Source organism: Mastigocoleus testarum BC008, from assembly GCF_001456025.1.
In the GTDB taxonomy this organism is placed as follows: Bacteria; Cyanobacteriota; Cyanobacteriia; order Cyanobacteriales; family Nostocaceae; genus Mastigocoleus; species Mastigocoleus testarum.
Window position 1 is genome coordinate 22935 of record NZ_LMTZ01000115.1, and the last position, 18122, is coordinate 41056.

The following is an 18122-nucleotide window of genomic DNA, read 5'->3' on the forward strand; positions in this document are numbered from 1 at the left end:
TAGTTATATTGTTTTTATTTTTAAAAATCAAAGTAACTAAAATTACCCTATAGAAATCCTAAATCCTTCATGAATATCAAAATTGTAGAGACGTTGCAGAGGCTAACGCCGACGCCGCAGGCTCTGCAACTACAGGATTTATCTGTTCACAAATCAACTAGGATTGCTATATATTTACTTTATTGGTATTTGATATGTTCTATATCAGATAAAATTTTGCAGGATTTAACAGCCTAAAGAAATTAAGTTTAAATACTTAATTATCGAGTTTGCCTGGTATTTTTTTTATGTGATTTTACACCTCAATAAGAACAAAAAATACAAATAATTGATCTAAATTATTATTAAAACTATTTAAATTTTTTTTGATTTTTCTTGATTTTTGAAATATTTAGACTTTGGTATTACTATTTTTGTGAAAAACCGCTAGTTTTTAATTTTTCCCGCCATCTGCGAATTGCAGTCGCTGTGCGGTTAACAGGAGGTGAATACTTTGATGAAACCTCTTGAGTATGAAACTTCTTGATTTGCTCTGGAGTTTGAAAACTTGAAGCTTGAAATTCTGAAACTTGAAACTCTCGAACTTGAGATTTGGGAACTTGAGATTTGGGAACTTGAGATTGCTTGACTTTTCCCAAAGGCTTGGTTGTCATACATTCACTCAAATTTGGAATATATTTTTCCAAACCTAAAGCCCGTTTTACCTCATCTACGGATTTAAAGCGCTCCAGTAGAGAAGTTTTAATCATTTTGCTTAATATATTTCCCAAGTGTTCGCTGATATTTACTTCTTTTTGCCAAAGTATTTCACCAGTAATCGGGTCATGGTCAAATTCAAGGGGTGCTTTACCAGTTAGTAAATAGACACAAGTAATACCGACAGCATAAATATCGCTGGCATAAACTGGGGATAAGTAAAACTGTTCTGGTGGAGCAAATCCCATAGTTCCAACAAAATGAGTGCTAGCGTTTCGAAGCGCAGAAGTACTATTTTTTGGTTTTATTAATTCATCTTTAACCGCCCCAAAATCTATTAGTACAAGACGTCCATCTTCTTTACATCGCAATATATTCTGTGGCTTAATATCCCGATGAATTACATGAAGGTCGTGAATATAAGATAAAACAGGCAATATCTCTTGGAGAAACTGCTTAACAGCCGCTTCTGTTTTTACACCGTCACGTCTAACTTCCCGAGCTAAAGTGTAGCCCCGCACGTATTCTTGGACCAAGTAAAATTCACCGCGATTTTCAAAAAAGTCCAAAAGCATCGGGATTTGAGAATGACTACCCAGTTGACCCAAGGCTATAGCTTCTTTTTCAAAGCGTTCTTTAGCTCGTTCCCAGCTTCTATGATTGGTAGTTCGAGGACAAAGCTGTTTAATTACACATAAAGGACTACCTGGTAAGTCCATATTTCTGGCGATAAAAGTTACTCCAAAGCCACCCCGACCCAATATTCGGAGTATTTTGTAGCGATCGCGAAATAAATTCTTGGTACCACACAGTTGACCGAGGTGAGTTTTCTGCAAAATATCTGTATGGAATTTTGCAACTTTCTTCATAGGAAAATGACTCATGGGGCGATGCCAATTTTAAGTTTTTTTATACTTGTAAAAATTTTATATATTTGTGCTGATGTTGTTTGAAATAGTAGGTTAGAAAAACCCCAGTATTCATGCTGGAAGACTATCGAATATATTTATACGCAGTTTTAAGGAAAATGTTTTTCTAAACCTAATGTCTTAATTAAACGATATTTAGGATTAGAACGCTAGTAGTATTACTGTATCTTTGCAAAGTTATAACTTTTTATCAAAGTATCCGGATAAATCATCTGGAGAAACTACTTAAATATTTTTTCTATGATGAAGCTGCTTAATTTTTATTGGTTTAGAAGTCATTATAACTTCATATTTTATCTGTAGTAATTTTTAAAATTTACCTATTATTTTTTATTCTTTCATCATCCTTTTAAATCTAAGTTCGAGCAGAATTAATCTATGGGATTAGCATCTGTTGAAAGGAATAAAAATGATTAATAATAAAAAGCTAGTATTTTGCTTGACCAATAAACTTAGCAAGACATTAGGAAGTTTGACTTTAACATTCGCTGCGATTGGCTGCAGTACTCTTCCCGCTCAAGCAGTTAACTTCAACTTTACCTATGGCTCAAACGTTACTTATGAACAAAAAGTAGCTACAGAATTAGCTGGAAATATCTGGTCTAACCATTTAGCAGATCCAGTAACGGTAAATATTCATGTGGAAATGGCAGATAATTCAGAGTTACCTACCAATGTGATTGGTGGAGCGATTCCTTTCTTTGAAATAAATCATGCCTACAGTGATTTTTATAACAAGCTTCAACTTGATAAAACATCAACTGATGATGATAATGCTGTAGCCAGTCTGGATTCTGGAGATGAGTGGACCGCCTGGAATTCTAATCAGTTCGACACATTTAGTGAAATTAATATGACTAGAGCTAATGCTAAAGCCATAGGTGCGATTTCTGGCAATGATTCTACTCTTGATGGTTTAATTTTGATGAATAACCTCAATGGTACAGGTGTAAATTGGCAGTATGACTATCTCAGTTCGGGAGTAGGTAGTAATCAGCTAGATTTCACTAGTGTTATGATTCACGAAATTGGTCACACTTTAGGTTTTGTAAGTACTGTTGATTCTTACACCTATGCTGACTATCTGAATGATGGTAGTGATGTAGGAAGCAATTCAGGAAGTAATCAAGGCGGTAGTAACGGAGAAACCGACAAATTTACAGATCATTGGACGACGATGGATATGTTCCGATACTATACAGCCCAAGATGGCACAAAACAAAGAGGGTTATGGTATGGAACTGATGGAACTAGCTGGAATCAATACTTATCCCTCGATGGAGGTACAACTTCTCTAGCAGTTCTTGAATCTGGAGCTGATACACGTATAAATGATGCAAGTGGCTATCAAGCAAGCCATTATCTTAATACTCTAAACGCAGGAATTATGGATCCTGTTTTAGAACTCGATACGAGACGTTATTTAGATCCAAATAGTATCGATTTACGTTTTTTTGATGCTATCGGTTGGGATAGACAATCTGGATCTACACAACTCAGTACCCTACAAAATATCGCTAATGTAAACGCTGCGAATGCAGGAAATATAAATCGCAGTAATGAGTTAAATAGTATATTTAACCAATATGGTTGGGGTGGTGGAAATGGTGGAAATGGTGGAAATGGTGGAAATGGTGGAGGTGGATTTACACAAGAGAGCACTTTGGTTGAGAATTTATCTCAAGCAGGATTTTTTGAAGTTGGTGTATTTCAACAAAGATTTGACTTTGATGCTCGTAAGCCTTTTGTTTCTGCTTCCGTTCCCGAACCTACTTCCACTGTAGTATTTTTAGGATTAGGTTTATTGGGTTTTGTTTGTGGCAAAAAACGAAAATTACAATAGGACGTTAACAATGCACTAAAGTGCTACTTACTGCCAACATCATTAAAAAATCTTAGTTAGAACAATTTACTGCTACAGGTGATACCAAGTTAGGAGAATTGGGATTAAATGCTACAAATTCAATGTCTCCTTGGGAATTGCGTATCCAACCAGAAGCTTCGATAATGGCTGATGATTGATTAACTTCTCTATCATTAACCCGAACAATATTATTTGTTTGCTTTTGATATGCAGGTAAGTCGCGAATATCTGACCAAACACGATTTGCATTTACTTGTTGAGTAGGGTTTTGTTGCATTCCACCCCTTCCAGTAACTGCAAAACTACTACCAAATTTACTAGAACAAACCGTTGCAATTTCTTGGGAAGACTGTATTGATGTTGGTAGTTCCACTAAACCAGAGTTCGGATCGATATCAAGATTATTGATGTCCACTGTACCATTTACACCAAACTCAGAACTAGCAGTGATATCATTTTCTGGAGTCAGGCGATCGCGAAATTCTAAACCAAATATACCTTGAGTAGTAATATTTATATTACCTCCATCACCTGTGACTGCATTTGCGACAATATCGCTGTTTTCCAAACCGACAATAATGGGAGAATTAATTATGATATTTCCTCCATTAGCAGTTCCAATGGCATTGACGGTAATATTACTACCACGACGCATGAATAATAGATCGGTATCAAGAAATATATTTCCCCGATCACCTGCATTTACTTCCGCCCTCAGGCTACCATCATTGTTCAGGAAAATCTCTGCAGCTTGAATATTTAGGTTTCCTGCATTTCCTGTCCCTGGAGTAATATCTGGATTGCGACTGGAGAAATTACTAACTGAAATAGTCGCACCATCAAGGACATTAAGTTTATCTGTAACAAGATTTAATTGACCGCCATTACCAGTACCGACAATAGCAGCACTAAATAAACCACTGCTACCTACTTCGTTCACAAAACCACTTAATTCTACTTTTTGAGCCTGAATATTTAAACTACCTGCATCTCCGTTCGCAAAGGTGGTAGAACTAATTTGTGCTCCCCCACTCAGACTTAGAGTATTAGTATCAATACTTAAACTTCCTCCCCGACCAAAATTCGTAGTACTAAATAAGCCACTGGGAAAGTTATTGGTAAATCCATTAGCTTCAATTTCAGAAGCTTCGATCTCTAAAGTACCGCCATTCCCAGAACCAAAAGTACTAGTATCGATTTGTCCTCCAGCAAATAAGCGCAAACTTTCTGTTGCAATTTTTATTAAACCTCCATTACCATCTGCTCCCTCTTGTACGTTAGCGAATATACCGCTAGGTAATCCAGCAGAAGAAACACCGGAAACTTCGATCTGATTCGCTTGAATTTCTAGTCCACCCGCATTACCCAAACCAGAGGTACTAGTATCAACTTGTCCTCCATCAAATAAACTTAAACTTTCTGTTTGAAGACTTATTAAACCCCCATTACCATCTGCTCCTGCTTGTACGTTAGCGAATATACCGCTAGGTAATCCAGCAGAAGAAACACCGGAAACTTCGATCTGATTCGCTTGAATTTCTAATCCACCTGCATTACCCAAACCAGAGGTACTAGTATCGATTTGTCCTCCATCAATTAGTTTTAAAGTGTTAGTTTCAAGCTTAATTTTTCCTCCATTTCCAGTAGGGGAAGAACCACTAGCAGACAAACCACTAGGAAATTGACCAAAAGCAGCACCAACCAGTTGAATATCCTGGGCTTTGATGCTCAAATTTCCAGCATGACCATCAGAATTCAAAGAATTTCCACTGCTAATCGTTGCTCCTTCATTAACTAGTAAGCGATTGGTTTCAATGAAAATCTCACCACCATTACCAGTACCAAACGCAGCATTGGTAAATAGACCACTAGGACCAAAAGGACCACCAAAATTTAACTCGATATCCTCAGCCTTGACCCTAATTCTTCCCCCATTTCCCGTACCAAAAGTACCGCTTCCGATTTGTCCCCCACCATCAACAATTAAGCTTTTAGCGTCAATTTGAATTTCTCCAGCATTACCTGTCGCTTCAAACTCTACATCAGCAGATATATTGGTGGATAAAGGGAGTTCAAAAGAAAAACCAACGACTTCTAGTGCTTCTGTTGCTTTAATACTTAACATTCCTCCTGTTGAGTCACCAGCAGTATTAGCTAAAATCGCCGAACCATCGGTTAAAGAGATATTACGTCCTATCACTTGCACCTCACCACCACCATTACCACTGACATCTACTGAAGCCGCAGCAGTGAGGTTAATATCTTGGAAGTTGTTAACTTGCTCGTATTCTAAATTCCAACCTGAAGTAGTAGAAATTAGGTTAACTAAACCTTCACCTCGGACGCTACCCAATTCAACTCTTCCTTGCTCAGCTGTCAAATTTCCCCCAGATAAAATGACATTACCACCCACCAGAGCTAAGGTTTTACCTGGTAATACTTGTAATCCTAATGTGCGATCGCTCCGGTCAGTAGAAAAGGTATCAAAATCAAAGGAGATATTACTACCCGGACCTCGAACGGTAATATCTCCCGAATCAGAACCATATTGTAAACCTACAGGAACATCAACAGTCAACAGTAGCGTTCCTTGGGAATTAACCGCACTATAAAAACTACCATCTGCAAATTTAATACTTTCAGCAGTACCAGCAAAAAACGAACCACCAATATCTAACTTGGCATTTTCACCAAAAATAATGCCACTAGGATTAATAAGAAAAAAATTGGCACTTCCTCTATTATCTGTAGTGCCATCAATTAATGTTTGAATAGTACCGTCAATATTAGAAAGTGAACCGCCTGTAATCCTGGTAATAATATTTTGAATTCCAGATTCGTGAATAAATCGGGCAGTTTCATTAGACTGAAGAGAAAAATTTGTGAAACTATGAAACAGGTTACCACCATTCTCTGGTCTAGTCCCCCCGGTAATCTCGAGCAAGTTTACATTGGGCGTCGAAACTACTGTATGATTTTGCAAAGTATCATCAGCAACAATATCAGCGATCGCTCGCTCAGAGTAAATAGGTAGGGAACAGCAAACTAACGAAATAATAGCTGTTAACCAGTGAATTTTCCCTTGAATACTGTTAAAAGGAGAAATCCGAGAGATGGAGATGTTAACCATTTGCCTGTTGACCCTGGCAATCTAAAATAGCTACACCACTGAAAAAATATTTTTGTTAGGTGTATTTATATACTGCCCATCAACTTTTCTGAAATTAACACTAGCTGGTGATTAGGAGACTGGGGATTGGGGACTGGGGACTAGGAAGATAACACCCAATCCCCAATAGCCAATTCCCAATCCCTAGTACCTAAAGAACTTGCTCAACTTCGGCAATTTCTGGAATCATTTCTCTCAAACGGCGTTCAATCCCCATTCTCAAGGTCATAGCAGAACTAGGACAGGAACCACAAGCACCTTGCAAACGTAATTTAACAATTGGACCATCCAGTTCGACTAGTTCGACGTTTCCGCCATCAGACATCAAGTAAGGGCGCATTTCATCTAAAACAGTTTCTACGTTTTGTGTCGTCAGTTCCATAATTTTAAGACCTCGCTAAATCAAAAATCGACTTTGTAGTTTTGTTATCTAGATCCTAGACGACAATAGCAGCTTAATCGTCAGTTATCAGTGGTTAGTTGCAGTTAGTTGTGTTTATGTTTGTTATTTTGAATCATCTATGATTAAACAGATGCAGCTTCCATTAATTTGATATTAGGGTAACTAAACTCAGTAGCATTGTCCTCGCCAGCAATATTTTCTGTAATTACTTGCTTAGTCATTAAGTAATAGTCACCAATTTTTTCGTAGGTGTCTTCAAATTTTAGTATGCTTTTAATTTCATCGGTTTTACTGTCACGAAAAATGGCACTGTAGTGAGTCGCGACATACCCACAACCAGTATCTAAACTTTGGTGGGTATCAATGACAAAAACTGTCTTTCCCATGACTCGAGTCACGCAGACAACTTCCTTGTTACGGATTTTGTAAGTGGAACTTGTAGAATCACCACTAACAAAAACTTCTACACCACCATCATCATCAGTTTGACCGAGACTAAACTCGTACTGACCGTAAGACTCTTCAAAAGAAGTTGGTTGACGATGATTAACAAGATCGCGTAATTGGGTATATATCCCAGCTTTGACCTCTTCGTTAGGTACTTCCGTTACTTCTACTGTTAGATCGCGGTTGATGCGAATTTTTCCAGTACAAACCTCTGCACCTTGCATTAATTTCACATCCGCACTATAGCCGGGAAACTTTTCATTCCAAGTGTAACGACTTTCGTAAGCGGTTTGAAATAACTCGCGGCCTGTTATTTGAGTTGTCATATAACCACTTTTAAGTTTACTTTTTTAAGTTTAGTTTATTGGGGATTGGGGATTGGGGATTGGCGTTAGCGGAAGCGTGGCGTTAGCCATAAGCACTGCGTGCCGCCTTGCGGCATATGGCGATTGGAGACGAAATTTTGCACAGGATTTATAGCCGGGTAAATCACTTCCCGTACTTTCCGAAACTTACCCAGGTCGAAAATTGAGAATAGGGCTTAATTAACAGATAAAAAATATATATCAATTCTCCCAGTCGCCAGTCGCCAGTCGCCAATCCCTACTCTCCCTCACTCGATGAAACCATGACGGGTTGTTGGTAAAGTGGAACAGAGAAAGTTACAGTTGAACCCAATCCTTCACCCAGACTGTAAAAATGAACTTCTCCACCCATGGTTTCTACTAATTTTTGGGATATTACTAATCCTAAACCGGTACCGCCATACTGTCGTGTTCTAGATCCATCAACCTGGGAAAATAATTGAAATAATTTGTCCTGTTTGTCCAGAGATACACCAATACCAGTATCTGCGACCCTTAACCTCACAATTCCGGGAAATTGTTGTTCGTCAAAGATAATTTTTTTCAATACAACATCCGCGCTAATAGTAATACCACCCTCATGGGTAAACTTGATTGCATTACCCACTAGATTTAACATAACTTGCTTGAGGCGTTGATAATCACCATAAACCATAACTTCATCTGAAGTTTCAGGCATTTGGATCTGGAAGCTGAGTTTTTTCTGTTCAGCTTGCATGCGCATGAAACTTTCAACGTCGTTGAAGAGTTCGTCTAGTTTCACAGAACGCAATTCTATTTCCATCTTGCCAGCTTCTATCCTGGCAAAATCTAAAATGTCATTAATTACATCCAGCAAGTGCAAAGACGACTTATGAGCTTCCAGGAGAAACTGTCTTTGTTCTTCTGGATCGTCTGCCATCCCATCTAAAATTAACTTCAAGAATCCAATCATGCCATTAAGTGGCGTGCGAATCTCATGGGAGACATTAGCAAGAAACTCACTTTTGAGGTGGGAAGCATCTTCAGCTTCTTGACGGGCGATGGATAATTCTTGGTACAGAATTGCATGAGCGATCGCAGTTCCCAACTGATCGGCTAAGTCCTTAACAAATACTAATTCCGCAGTTGTAGGAATATAAGATTCATCACTCAAAGTTGCAGCAATTAACCCATTAGGTTCATCTTGATGACAAGTTGCAACAACTAAAACTTGCTTTTGTTCAAAAATAGAATTTCCCGCGCCTAATTGAAAAACCGGTTCCAAAGTTGTCAAAGCTTGGGTGAATATAGATTCGGAAGCGAGATCTATTTCTAAACCCAATATCGACTTAATATTTGGTTGGCGGTATTCGGCGATCGCCTTCAATTTGGTATTGGAGGGTTGATAAGGACAAATGATACAACGCTCTAACCCCAGAGACTTACCAAGATCGTTAACAGTTCGTTGCCAAATAATATCTATATTTAACGTTCGCCGGACATTTCTGGTAATTTGATTGACTAATTTCTGATATTGTTGCAGCCCTAAATTTCTATCTTTCCCAACCTGCACTGGAGTGAAAATGTTACTTGCACTTCCATTCTCTGGGTTTTGAGATTGGGTTTGCAATATTCGACCCATAACTAGAAGGGTTGTCGCATCATGACCCAAAGGTGGCAAAATGGGAGTAATTGTCAATTCCAATTCCAATAGAAGTCCGCAACAATGGAACCAACATTGACATTTCTGGGGAACTAAATTTGTTAATATCTGCTGCAACAGAAATGAGTAAGCATCTTTATCTATGGGAGTAAATGCTACTTCTTCATTTTTACTATCAACTAAGTCTAGTAAATTAATTCCTAGTTCCTTACTTTGTTCCCAGTGAAAATCTAAGTAATTTCCCGTCCCACTTTGTAAAAACGCCAACTCTGCACCTAAATTAGCCAATGAAATACTTAGATGTTCCGATCCTTGCTTTTCTGGCATTAAATTTGTTACTTGGGAATTAGCACTGATACTCATGATACGAGTTTAGATAGACAAATAGTAGCTCAAACAGGTTGGGCGAATTATTGGATCGAGTTTGACATAAATTATTGATGCATCCAGCGCAATCTACAAAGTTTTGTGGCAAACGTAGCTTTGAATATACCAAATACTACATTGCATCAATTATTTATTAAGACATATTTCTTATTTGGGTTAGTCGTTCCAGTCACCTCTAGGTGGTAGGGGTGTACGATAGGGGGTACGAGTTAATTCATCATCTCTGGGGGTTTCACCTCTTAACCATTGACGGATTGCGACCTCAATAACTTTTGAAGGGTTGCTAGTTAAATGTTGGATTTGGTCAACTAATTCTGGATCGATCTGAATTGCAATTTCGACTTTTTCTTTACGCTTTGATTCTATATTGGAAGCTTGTTCGTTCGTATCCATTGGTATATCTACTCTTTTGTGTGTACTTTCAGATTTGTAATCTCTTATTGAAATTAATTGCGAACGTCAGTTGCTACCGACCATATCCAGCTAATACACCTTATTAGTGAAGGGCATATCGCCAAACCAATCTATATATTGTATTATTCAAGTTTATTTTACGCCCCTAACACATGAATCTTAGAACAGATAAATGGACACGCAATATATCTTTGTCTTTTATCTTCAATTCTGCTATCTTTTCTCCTACACCCAATCCCTAATATCAAATCCCCATCTAACGTAAGAAAGCATTAAAATACATTAAGTAACTTATCAATCTTGGTCGCTGCTCAAGCAAACAAAGTATATGACTGACGTTCCCGCAGTTCGCATTCGGAATTTTTGTATTATTGCTCACATAGATCACGGGAAATCAACCCTTGCCGACCGCTTACTACAAATGACGAACACCGTAGAAAGCCGGCAAATGAAAGAACAATTTCTCGATAATATGGATTTGGAACGGGAGCGCGGCATTACTATCAAGCTGCAAGCTGCCCGGATGAATTACACAGCTAAAGACGATCAAAATTACGTATTAAATTTAATTGATACTCCCGGTCACGTCGATTTTTCCTATGAAGTGTCCCGCAGTCTTGTTGCTTGTGAAGGCGCACTTCTTGTGGTAGATGCTTCTCAGGGTGTAGAAGCACAGACCCTAGCCAATGTTTATTTGGCAATTGAGAATGATTTAGAAATTATTCCAGTTCTAAATAAAATTGATTTACCCGGGGCTGAACCAGATCGAGTCGCTGCAGAAATCGAGGAAATCATTGGTTTAGACTGTAGCGGTGCAATTTTGGCTTCGGCGAAAGAAGGTATTGGTGTTGATGAAATTCTGGAAGCAATTGTCGAACGGGTACCACCACCAAAAGATACTACCGACGAAAAGCTAAGGGCATTAATTTTCGATAGCTACTATGACACTTATCGGGGAGTAATCGTTTACTTCCGGGTCATGGACGGAACGCTGAAAAAAGGCGATCGCATTTACTTAATGGCTTCTGGTAAGGAATACGAAATTGATGAAATTGGGGTGCTTTCACCAAATCAAAAGCCAGTGGATGAATTACACGCAGGGGAAGTTGGTTATCTTAGTGCTGCCATTAAAGCAGTAGAAGATGCTCGGGTCGGCGATACAATCACTTTAGCCAAAAATAAAGCAGCAGAACCTTTACCTGGATATGCAGAAGCTAACCCAATGGTATTTTGTGGGATGTTTCCCATCGATGCCGATCAGTTTAAAGATTTACGGGAAGCTTTAGACAAACTAAAACTTAATGATGCTGCTTTGCAATTTGAGCCAGAGACTTCCAGCGCTATGGGTTTTGGTTTCCGTTGCGGTTTCTTAGGTCTGTTACATATGGAAATCGTCCAGGAACGCCTCGAACGAGAATATAATCTGGATTTGATTATTACCGCCCCATCTGTAGTGTATAAAGTAACTACGATCAAAGGTGAAGAAGTATTTATTGATAACCCCAGCCATTTACCTTCTCCCAACGAACGACAAAAAATTGAGGAGCCCTACGTCCGAGTAGAAATGATTGCTCCGGAAACTTATGTCGGTACTCTGATGGAGTTGGGACAAGGAAGAAGAGGTATCTTTAAAGATATGAAGTATCTCACCCAGGGGAGAACAACACTCACCTATGAGTTACCTCTGGCAGAAGTTGTCACCGACTTTTTTGACCAAATGAAATCTCGTTCTCGCGGATATGCCAGTATGGAATATCACCTAATTGGATACCGTGAAAACCCCCTAGTGAAACTGGATCTAATGATTAACGGCGATCCAGTAGATTCTTTAGCAATGATTGTCCACCGGGATAAAGCTTACGCTGTAGGGCGTTCGATGGCAGAAAAACTTAAAGAATTAATTCCCCGTCATCAATTTAAAGTTCCAATCCAAGCAGCTATTGGTAGTAAAGTTATCGCCAGCGAACATATTCCCGCATTACGCAAAGACGTTCTAGCCAAATGTTATGGCGGCGATATTAGCCGTAAGAAGAAACTTTTGCAAAAACAAGCCAAAGGTAAAAAGCGAATGAAGTCTGTAGGTACTGTAGACGTACCTCAAGAAGCATTCATGGCTGTATTGCGCTTGGACAAAGAGTGATTTTCTCTCACAAACAAAGACGTAAAACAAAATTACTTCACCAACTGGAGACGTACATAGTGCGTCTCTATGTTTTTTTATTTGTTTGTTAAGCAAAAGCGCTGCGCGCAAGTCAGGAGTCAGGAGTCAGAAGTCAGAAGTCAGAAGTCAGAAGTCAGGAGTCAGAAGTCAGGAATCAGAAATCAGGAGTCAGGAGTCAGGAGTCAGAAGTCAGGAGTCAGGAGTCAGAAGTCAGAAGTCAGAAGTCAGGAATCAGAAATCAGAAGTCAGGAGTCAGGAGTCAGAAGTCAGGAGTCAGGAGTCAGAAGTCAGAAGTCAGAAGTAAATAATCCCCAATCCCCAGTCGCCAATCCTCAATCCCCAATTACCAATTACCAATTACCAATTACCAATTACCAATTACCAATTACCAATTCATTCTCTTCCTTAAAAACCCCCTCAACCAATCTTTTTTGATTAACGTACTCTCTCACTGCTGGCTTCAGACTGAAGAAACCATGATTATTCTCCAATAGCGATCGCCGTCTCAAAGACTCCACAGCTCCTAAAACTTGGGGTAATTTTTCAGGATAAGTAATATTTTGACTAAATTGATTGAGTTTGACTGGTTTTTGATTCATTGCTAACCAGTACATAATTTCCTGCTCTAAAACAGATAATCGGTTAAATTGTTGGTCTAATAATTCCTGAATATCGCCAAATACAGTGATATTTTGAGCAAAAAACTCAGAAATATTGCCAGCAAATAAATCTTGAATTGATGTCGCAACTATCTTTAATGCTTGGGGATTCCCCCCATAGGACTCAATAAGTTGTAAGCATTCGGCATCGCTAACATTCAATATCCCTTTAGAATTTAAAATGGCTTTCACATCTGCTGTTTCTAAGCCCACAATTTGTAAAGACCTCACCGGTAAACTTGCACCACCTAAAGAGATAATTTCCTTGGGTTTTTCCCGAGATGCAATCAGCAAACAACTTTGATGAGAAGTTTCTCCCACCAATTTAAATAACTCACTATAACCTTCGTATCCTTCCCGATATTGTCCTACAGGCTCCCCACCTTGAAAAATTGTTTCTATGCCATCGAGTATTATTAAACAGCGATGAGCTTTTAGATAATGAAGAAATAAGGATAACCTGTTAAACAAAGATTCTGGTAAATTTATTGTTTGATCGTCAGCAAAAAATTGGATAGATTTGCCGATAATTTCTTCAACAGAAGGAGAATTGCGAATACTGCGCCAAATAACAAATTCAAATTTTTCTTGAATTCTCTGAGCTAGCTTGACTGAAAGAGCTGTTTTACCGATCCCACCAATTCCATAAACCGCCACGAAGCGAGAGCAATCTTTGACAATCCAATCTTGTAAAGTTTGAAGCTCATCTTCACGTCCATAAAAAACCGATACGTCAATTGCATCCCCCCAATCAGTTCGCCGAAGGATTTCAGATTTACTTTGTACCAATGCTGGAGTTGGAAACGTATAATCGCTTTTTCTTAATTCCAAACCAAAAGCTTTGAAAAGTTGCAAAAGTGTTTGTTTGTCAACTCCTGCTTTGCAATTTAAAACCTTGGTTATTGTCATTGGAACCAAGCCCGTGCGATCGCTCAATTCTTCTAAGGTATATCGGTATCCATAATTTTTCTCAACCTCTTGTGATTCTCTTGCTTCAAAGAATTTGTTCAAACCTTTGGTGGTGAGGATAACACCACGCTTCCGTCTTGACTTCTGTTGCCCCATATCAAGCTACACAATAATGGGTACTGAATAGAAATTAGGTAATTCAATACAATGCATATTGGAGTTTTAAGGATGTCATAGCCATTAGACTTTACAGCCATTGAAGGCACCTCAAACCCCATAAAATCTAGGGCAAATACGTATGGGATAGGATGTGGTTCGCCTTTCAAGCTCAGATTTCCTTATTTTTCACGACTCATTAAAGAAAAATGAGAGCGATCAGAAATGCTCTGCAAATTATTGAAGTTATTCATATATCACAATATAGCAATGTAAGCACGAGGGTGCTTACCCCTTATCGATTGTTTATCAAAATCCTGTTGAGAGACCCCTAAAGTAAGACTATATCAATCACAGTTATTCACAAAATTATTTAATAGAAGTAGCACAAGTTTTCAGGCTATAAATTACTGGAGGAAAGTCATGACAGAAGCATAAGCTGAAAAATCTTAAATTCCTTGTCTTGGGATTTATTGATGTACCGGTGGGCAAAAATTTTCTTAAATTAGTTATTTTTCTTTTACTAAATTATAAGCAATATAGAGATATGCTAGTAGCTTGATTTCAAAATTATCACAAATTAAGTTCCTACAAAGGTTTGGGCTATTTGTCTGTGATATTTTTTAAACGAAGAATTAACTTTTATGCTTAAAACTTTTATCTTTGGTGGTCAACTTAGACTTATATGAGAGAAGATTAACCTTAGTCATCAGGGTGTCGACCGACCTAAAGCACTAATTCCTTGTTTTAGGTCGGTATTAATTCTATTAGAAATTACATTTTTGAAATTTAAGCAAGACTTGTAAGATACTGGCGAAGGGATGGGTAAACGCTACATAAGATTTACAGAAACTCCCTACAGCAATGATTCAAGGTTTTTCATACATTCAAAATCTATGACTTAAGGAAATTCATAAATTCCTATTTCCCATACCCCAAAGCTTCGAGCGATGAAAGCAATAGTTAGAATTTGTGAATCACAAGATTTGAGCAAAATAGTTCAACTTTGGTACAAAACTTGGCATTATTCATTTCCAAACATTCGACATCCACAGCCTTATTATCTATGGGAAAAACGGTTTCGTGATGAAATTTTATGCAGAGGTGAAGTTTGGGTTGCAGATATTAAAAGTCAGGTAGTAGGCTTTATCGTAGTATTTAGAGTTGACAATAGCAAAACCACTGGTGAATTAAATCAAATCTTTGTAGATCCAATCTTTCAAAATCAAGGTATTGGTTCGGCATTAATTAATAAAGCTAAAACAATTTGTCCCCAAGGTCTTAGACTCACAACATTACAAAGTAATACAAAAGCTTGTTATTTTTATGTCAAGCATGGTTTTTTTTACAGGTAGTACGTCCACAAACAAAATTAATGGACAAGCAAATATTGAATACATCTGGTCACCTCTACAAACTAATAGTTAATAATAAAAATTAGATATTTTGAATTATGATTGAAAGAATATCTTTTTTGTCTCAGCTAACAGAAGTGGATAAGAGTATATTATTTAGTGCTGTTGCTGGATTTTTTGGTGGCTTAGTTCAATGCAGTATTGAAGATACTTTTGATAAATTCGTCAATCAGAAAGAAATAAATATTAATAACCTTTTACCAAAATATGTTTACTCTGGTTTTATTTGTGGGATTCTAGTTGGTTTGGGAGTGTTTATTACTTTGATTTTCGATGAGACAACATCAACTGAAAATATTACTCAGTCATTTATTCCTTATGCGATACTAATTTTTCCTGTTGTAGGTATTACAAATAAACTATTTGAGCGCATATCTTCACGAAATCAAAGTTAATTAACCAAAAATTTTTCATTGAGATAATCAAATAAAATTATTTTTTAGCTAACTTTTATACATTTATTTTTATATATAAAATCTCTATATATTTATGGTTCACTTATTTTAACTTATGTAATTTCTTTCCTAGGAAACAGTTTGCGATATGTAAATAAAAATAAATTTGATAAAGTTGGAGCAATGATTCCGATAATTATTGAATAAATAAAAATTGTTTGTATGGGTTTGGGCTCATGAATAGCAAATGCATAAAATATTATGCCTATCAACCAACCTCCAAGACAACCTACAAGCAAAAATCTATTTATAATTTCCCTGAGATTTAAAGTATTTGTTTCTGTTGAAAATTTTTTAAAAATACTATCAATAAAGCTAGGAAAAGCAGCAGCGACAATTCCAGCAGACAAAGAAACTATTGCAATCTTTCCAGAAAGCATTACAATAAGCGATTTATTTTAATTTACGGAAATATATTAATCTAATCCTTATCTATTTTCAAATGCCTCTATTTTGCACATTTTGGAAAACTTACATCATAAAAAGTTGTAGAAGAAGGCAAATAATGGGCTAGTTTAATTGGTTGTAAACGTTTTAATGTTTTTAATTTTTGACTTGCGCGTAGCGCCATAAGTGGTTTGTAGTTGCACTATGAAAAAAATGAGGTATTGATTAGGGGTAAATAATAGCCCAACTACACACCAAAAATTAACTATTGAATCTGTTCAATTCTGACAGATAAGTCCTAACTACAGATCAAAAATTAGCAATAAAAACTGAGCGTTCGCAACAGAGTAAACTGATAACTATTACTGATATATTCTAACTAGCCACAGGCATTGGATTTTCAACTAAATCCTCTTCTTTTTCTTCAATCTTCGGAGAACCGAAATGTTTTTCCATAAGTGCTGCTACTTGTTTAGCCTGAATACGACTGTAACGAGTTTTATCCGGCATTACTAAGTTTGGTCCAGCCTTACATTTCTTCATGCAGCCAGTACCCTTAATATTGACTTGTCCTTCTAAACCGCGATCGCTAATTGCTGCAGCTAAAGCTTGACACAAAGCTTTACCACCGCGCTTCATACAATCTGATTTTTGACAAACTAAAATATTTGTTTTCTTATCTTTTTTGGCAGGTTTATTAGCTAATCCAGGAGAAGCAACGAGAGGATTGCTTGCTTTTTTTACACTTCCATTTACTCTATCTGCCTGTAATTGGGGATTTGCGGCTCTAATTTGTTCGGCTTTTAGCTTAATTTCCCCACTTTTTAAATAATATTTTTTAGTTCCCCATACTTTTAGTTGAGTACCTACTGCTAATCTCCAATCGAAAGCGATCCGCAAATGTTTGGCTAACTTAACGTAAACTTCACCTTCATCAGTATCCAATACCAAACCTTTGAGCTTATAGCGGTCTTTAATGACTAAATGTCGGAAAGCACCCTCTAAGCAAAAATCGGATATTTCTGTTTTATGAGATTTACCCATTGTCCAAACCTATTTTTTACAAACAAAAAATGTGAATGATGTTGCGATGCACTTATGACTAACGTCAAACTCTGCTTAAAATCAAAACTTGTTTGCAATGAATCAGCTTCACTGCATGAAAGAAGACATTATTTATAATTTGTGATAACGATAATGCCAACACTCTTCAAGAATTTCTATCAAGTCTTGGCGTTCAGCATTTAATTGACGTACAACACTCCAAACTTGAACTGCTGTTGCAATGTTAGAAACCTCCACTGTCAGTTCTTGATTTGTTTGACACTGACAAGGAATTTCTAATTCCTGTAAGCGCCGATAAACTTCCCAGCGATCTGTCCGACTTACTTTTACAACCTGCTTGAAACTGTAGTTAGAAATTGAACCTTCCAAATCTAATGACCCTCAAAGTGCAATAAAGCTTGGAGAACTATTAAGCTTTGTCGATACAAACAAGCTGTAAAGATGCAGCTTGCTCGCTAGAACAAGAAAAATAATTTGCACATCATGCCACGCGTGAAGCATGAAACTACTGGTTAATAAGACGACAAATACAAGAAGCTTAAAACTTCTTGGAATTAATTCTTAGCTAGCTTGCCCCTCTATTACAGGATACATTAACTGCAAACATTTCTCATTAG

15 protein-coding genes are annotated in these 18122 nt (G+C 37.4%); 5 read left to right on the forward strand and 10 right to left on the reverse strand.

The features are described from left to right. Window positions 1-407: 407 nt before the first annotated feature. Entirely contained in the window at window positions 408-1565 is a 1158-nt protein-coding gene (locus BC008_RS28825) for a protein kinase domain-containing protein (RefSeq protein WP_407657084.1), read from the reverse strand. Between the two features lie 469 nt (window positions 1566-2034). Here BC008_RS28825 and BC008_RS28830 point away from each other — a divergent pair, with 469 nt between their 5' ends. Beyond that, entirely contained in the window at window positions 2035-3468 is a 1434-nt protein-coding gene (locus BC008_RS28830) for an NF038122 family metalloprotease (RefSeq protein WP_027845220.1), read from the forward strand. Window positions 3469-3520: 52 nt separating this feature from the next. Here the strand turns inward: BC008_RS28830 and BC008_RS28835 are convergent, their stop codons facing one another. From BC008_RS28835 to BC008_RS28855, 5 genes are all read right to left on the reverse strand, one after another. After that, window positions 3521-6619 (reverse strand): two-partner secretion domain-containing protein, encoded by a 3099-nt coding sequence (locus BC008_RS28835; RefSeq protein ID WP_058184109.1) that lies wholly within the window; start codon window positions 6617-6619, stop codon window positions 3521-3523. Between the two features lie 190 nt (window positions 6620-6809). Beyond that, complete coding sequence (locus BC008_RS28840; RefSeq protein ID WP_027845945.1) at window positions 6810-7040, reverse strand: NifU family protein; 231 nt, start codon at window positions 7038-7040, stop codon at window positions 6810-6812. 143 nt (window positions 7041-7183) lie between these two features. Beyond that, window positions 7184-7834, reverse strand: a complete 651-nt coding sequence (locus BC008_RS28845) for a DUF3386 domain-containing protein (protein WP_027845944.1) — start codon at window positions 7832-7834, stop codon at window positions 7184-7186. Between the two features lie 277 nt (window positions 7835-8111). After that, window positions 8112-9860, reverse strand: a complete 1749-nt coding sequence (locus BC008_RS28850) for a sensor histidine kinase (protein ID WP_027845943.1) — start codon at window positions 9858-9860, stop codon at window positions 8112-8114. A gap of 180 nt (window positions 9861-10040) precedes the next feature. Further along, complete coding sequence (locus BC008_RS28855) at window positions 10041-10277, reverse strand: hypothetical protein (RefSeq protein ID WP_027845942.1); 237 nt, start codon at window positions 10275-10277, stop codon at window positions 10041-10043. A 349-nt stretch (window positions 10278-10626) separates the two neighbouring features. On the opposite strand from BC008_RS28855, the gene lepA reads away from it, so the two are divergent. Next, a complete protein-coding gene (gene lepA, locus BC008_RS28860) occupies window positions 10627-12438 on the forward strand; it encodes a translation elongation factor 4 (protein WP_027845941.1) in 1812 nt (603 codons plus the stop codon). Window positions 12439-12507: 69 nt separating this feature from the next. Next, the gene (locus BC008_RS51635; RefSeq protein ID WP_235595953.1) at window positions 12508-12894 is read left to right on the forward strand and encodes a hypothetical protein; all 387 of its coding nucleotides are present in this window, start codon (window positions 12508-12510) and stop codon (window positions 12892-12894) included. On the opposite strand, the gene BC008_RS28865 is transcribed toward BC008_RS51635, so the two are convergent. Beyond that, entirely contained in the window at window positions 12831-14183 is a 1353-nt protein-coding gene (locus BC008_RS28865; protein WP_027842162.1) for an NB-ARC domain-containing protein, read from the reverse strand. The two genes, BC008_RS51635 and BC008_RS28865, sit on opposite strands and share 64 nt — an antisense overlap. Before the next feature lie 950 nt (window positions 14184-15133). On the opposite strand from BC008_RS28865, the gene BC008_RS28870 reads away from it, so the two are divergent. Both BC008_RS28870 and BC008_RS28875 read left to right on the forward strand, forming a co-directional pair. After that, entirely contained in the window at window positions 15134-15538 is a 405-nt protein-coding gene (locus BC008_RS28870; protein ID WP_058184108.1) for a GNAT family N-acetyltransferase, read from the forward strand. A gap of 98 nt (window positions 15539-15636) precedes the next feature. Continuing rightward, complete coding sequence (locus tag BC008_RS28875; protein ID WP_036264977.1) at window positions 15637-15993, forward strand: hypothetical protein; 357 nt, start codon at window positions 15637-15639, stop codon at window positions 15991-15993. 113 nt (window positions 15994-16106) lie between these two features. Here BC008_RS28875 and BC008_RS28880 read toward each other — a convergent pair whose 3' ends face one another. From BC008_RS28880 to BC008_RS28890, 3 genes are all read right to left on the reverse strand, one after another. Next, window positions 16107-16433, reverse strand: coding sequence for a hypothetical protein (locus BC008_RS28880; protein WP_058184107.1), 327 nt, complete (start codon window positions 16431-16433; stop codon window positions 16107-16109). A gap of 382 nt (window positions 16434-16815) precedes the next feature. Further along, a complete protein-coding gene (locus BC008_RS28885) occupies window positions 16816-17484 on the reverse strand; it encodes a (2Fe-2S) ferredoxin domain-containing protein (RefSeq protein WP_027842164.1) in 669 nt (222 codons plus the stop codon). A gap of 132 nt (window positions 17485-17616) precedes the next feature. Further along, window positions 17617-17874, reverse strand: coding sequence for an Asr1405/Asl0597 family protein (locus BC008_RS28890; protein ID WP_058184106.1), 258 nt, complete (start codon window positions 17872-17874; stop codon window positions 17617-17619). Window positions 17875-18122: the final 248 nt, after the last annotated feature.

What these genes read in the sequence shown, in the direction of transcription:
- BC008_RS28855 (WP_027845942.1), bottom strand. Translation starts at nt 10,277, where the DNA reads ATGGATACGAACGAACAAGCTTCCAATATAGAATCAAAGCGTAAAGAA.
- BC008_RS28870 (WP_058184108.1), top strand. Translation starts at nt 15,134, where the DNA reads ATGAAAGCAATAGTTAGAATTTGTGAATCACAAGATTTGAGCAAAATA.
- BC008_RS28835 (WP_058184109.1), bottom strand. Translation starts at nt 6,619, where the DNA reads ATGGTTAACATCTCCATCTCTCGGATTTCTCCTTTTAACAGTATTCAA.
- BC008_RS28845 (WP_027845944.1), bottom strand. Translation starts at nt 7,834, where the DNA reads ATGACAACTCAAATAACAGGCCGCGAGTTATTTCAAACCGCTTACGAA.
- BC008_RS28885 (WP_027842164.1), bottom strand. Translation starts at nt 17,484, where the DNA reads ATGGGTAAATCTCATAAAACAGAAATATCCGATTTTTGCTTAGAGGGT.
- BC008_RS28875 (WP_036264977.1), top strand. Translation starts at nt 15,637, where the DNA reads ATGATTGAAAGAATATCTTTTTTGTCTCAGCTAACAGAAGTGGATAAG.
- BC008_RS28880 (WP_058184107.1), bottom strand. Translation starts at nt 16,433, where the DNA reads ATGCTTTCTGGAAAGATTGCAATAGTTTCTTTGTCTGCTGGAATTGTC.
- BC008_RS51635 (WP_235595953.1), top strand. Translation starts at nt 12,508, where the DNA reads ATGTTTTTTTATTTGTTTGTTAAGCAAAAGCGCTGCGCGCAAGTCAGG.
- BC008_RS28840 (WP_027845945.1), bottom strand. Translation starts at nt 7,040, where the DNA reads ATGGAACTGACGACACAAAACGTAGAAACTGTTTTAGATGAAATGCGC.
- BC008_RS28850 (WP_027845943.1), bottom strand. Translation starts at nt 9,860, where the DNA reads ATGAGTATCAGTGCTAATTCCCAAGTAACAAATTTAATGCCAGAAAAG.
- BC008_RS28830 (WP_027845220.1), top strand. Translation starts at nt 2,035, where the DNA reads ATGATTAATAATAAAAAGCTAGTATTTTGCTTGACCAATAAACTTAGC.
- BC008_RS28865 (WP_027842162.1), bottom strand. Translation starts at nt 14,183, where the DNA reads ATGGGGCAACAGAAGTCAAGACGGAAGCGTGGTGTTATCCTCACCACC.
- BC008_RS28825 (WP_407657084.1), bottom strand. Translation starts at nt 1,565, where the DNA reads ATGAAGAAAGTTGCAAAATTCCATACAGATATTTTGCAGAAAACTCAC.
- lepA (WP_027845941.1), top strand. Translation starts at nt 10,627, where the DNA reads ATGACTGACGTTCCCGCAGTTCGCATTCGGAATTTTTGTATTATTGCT.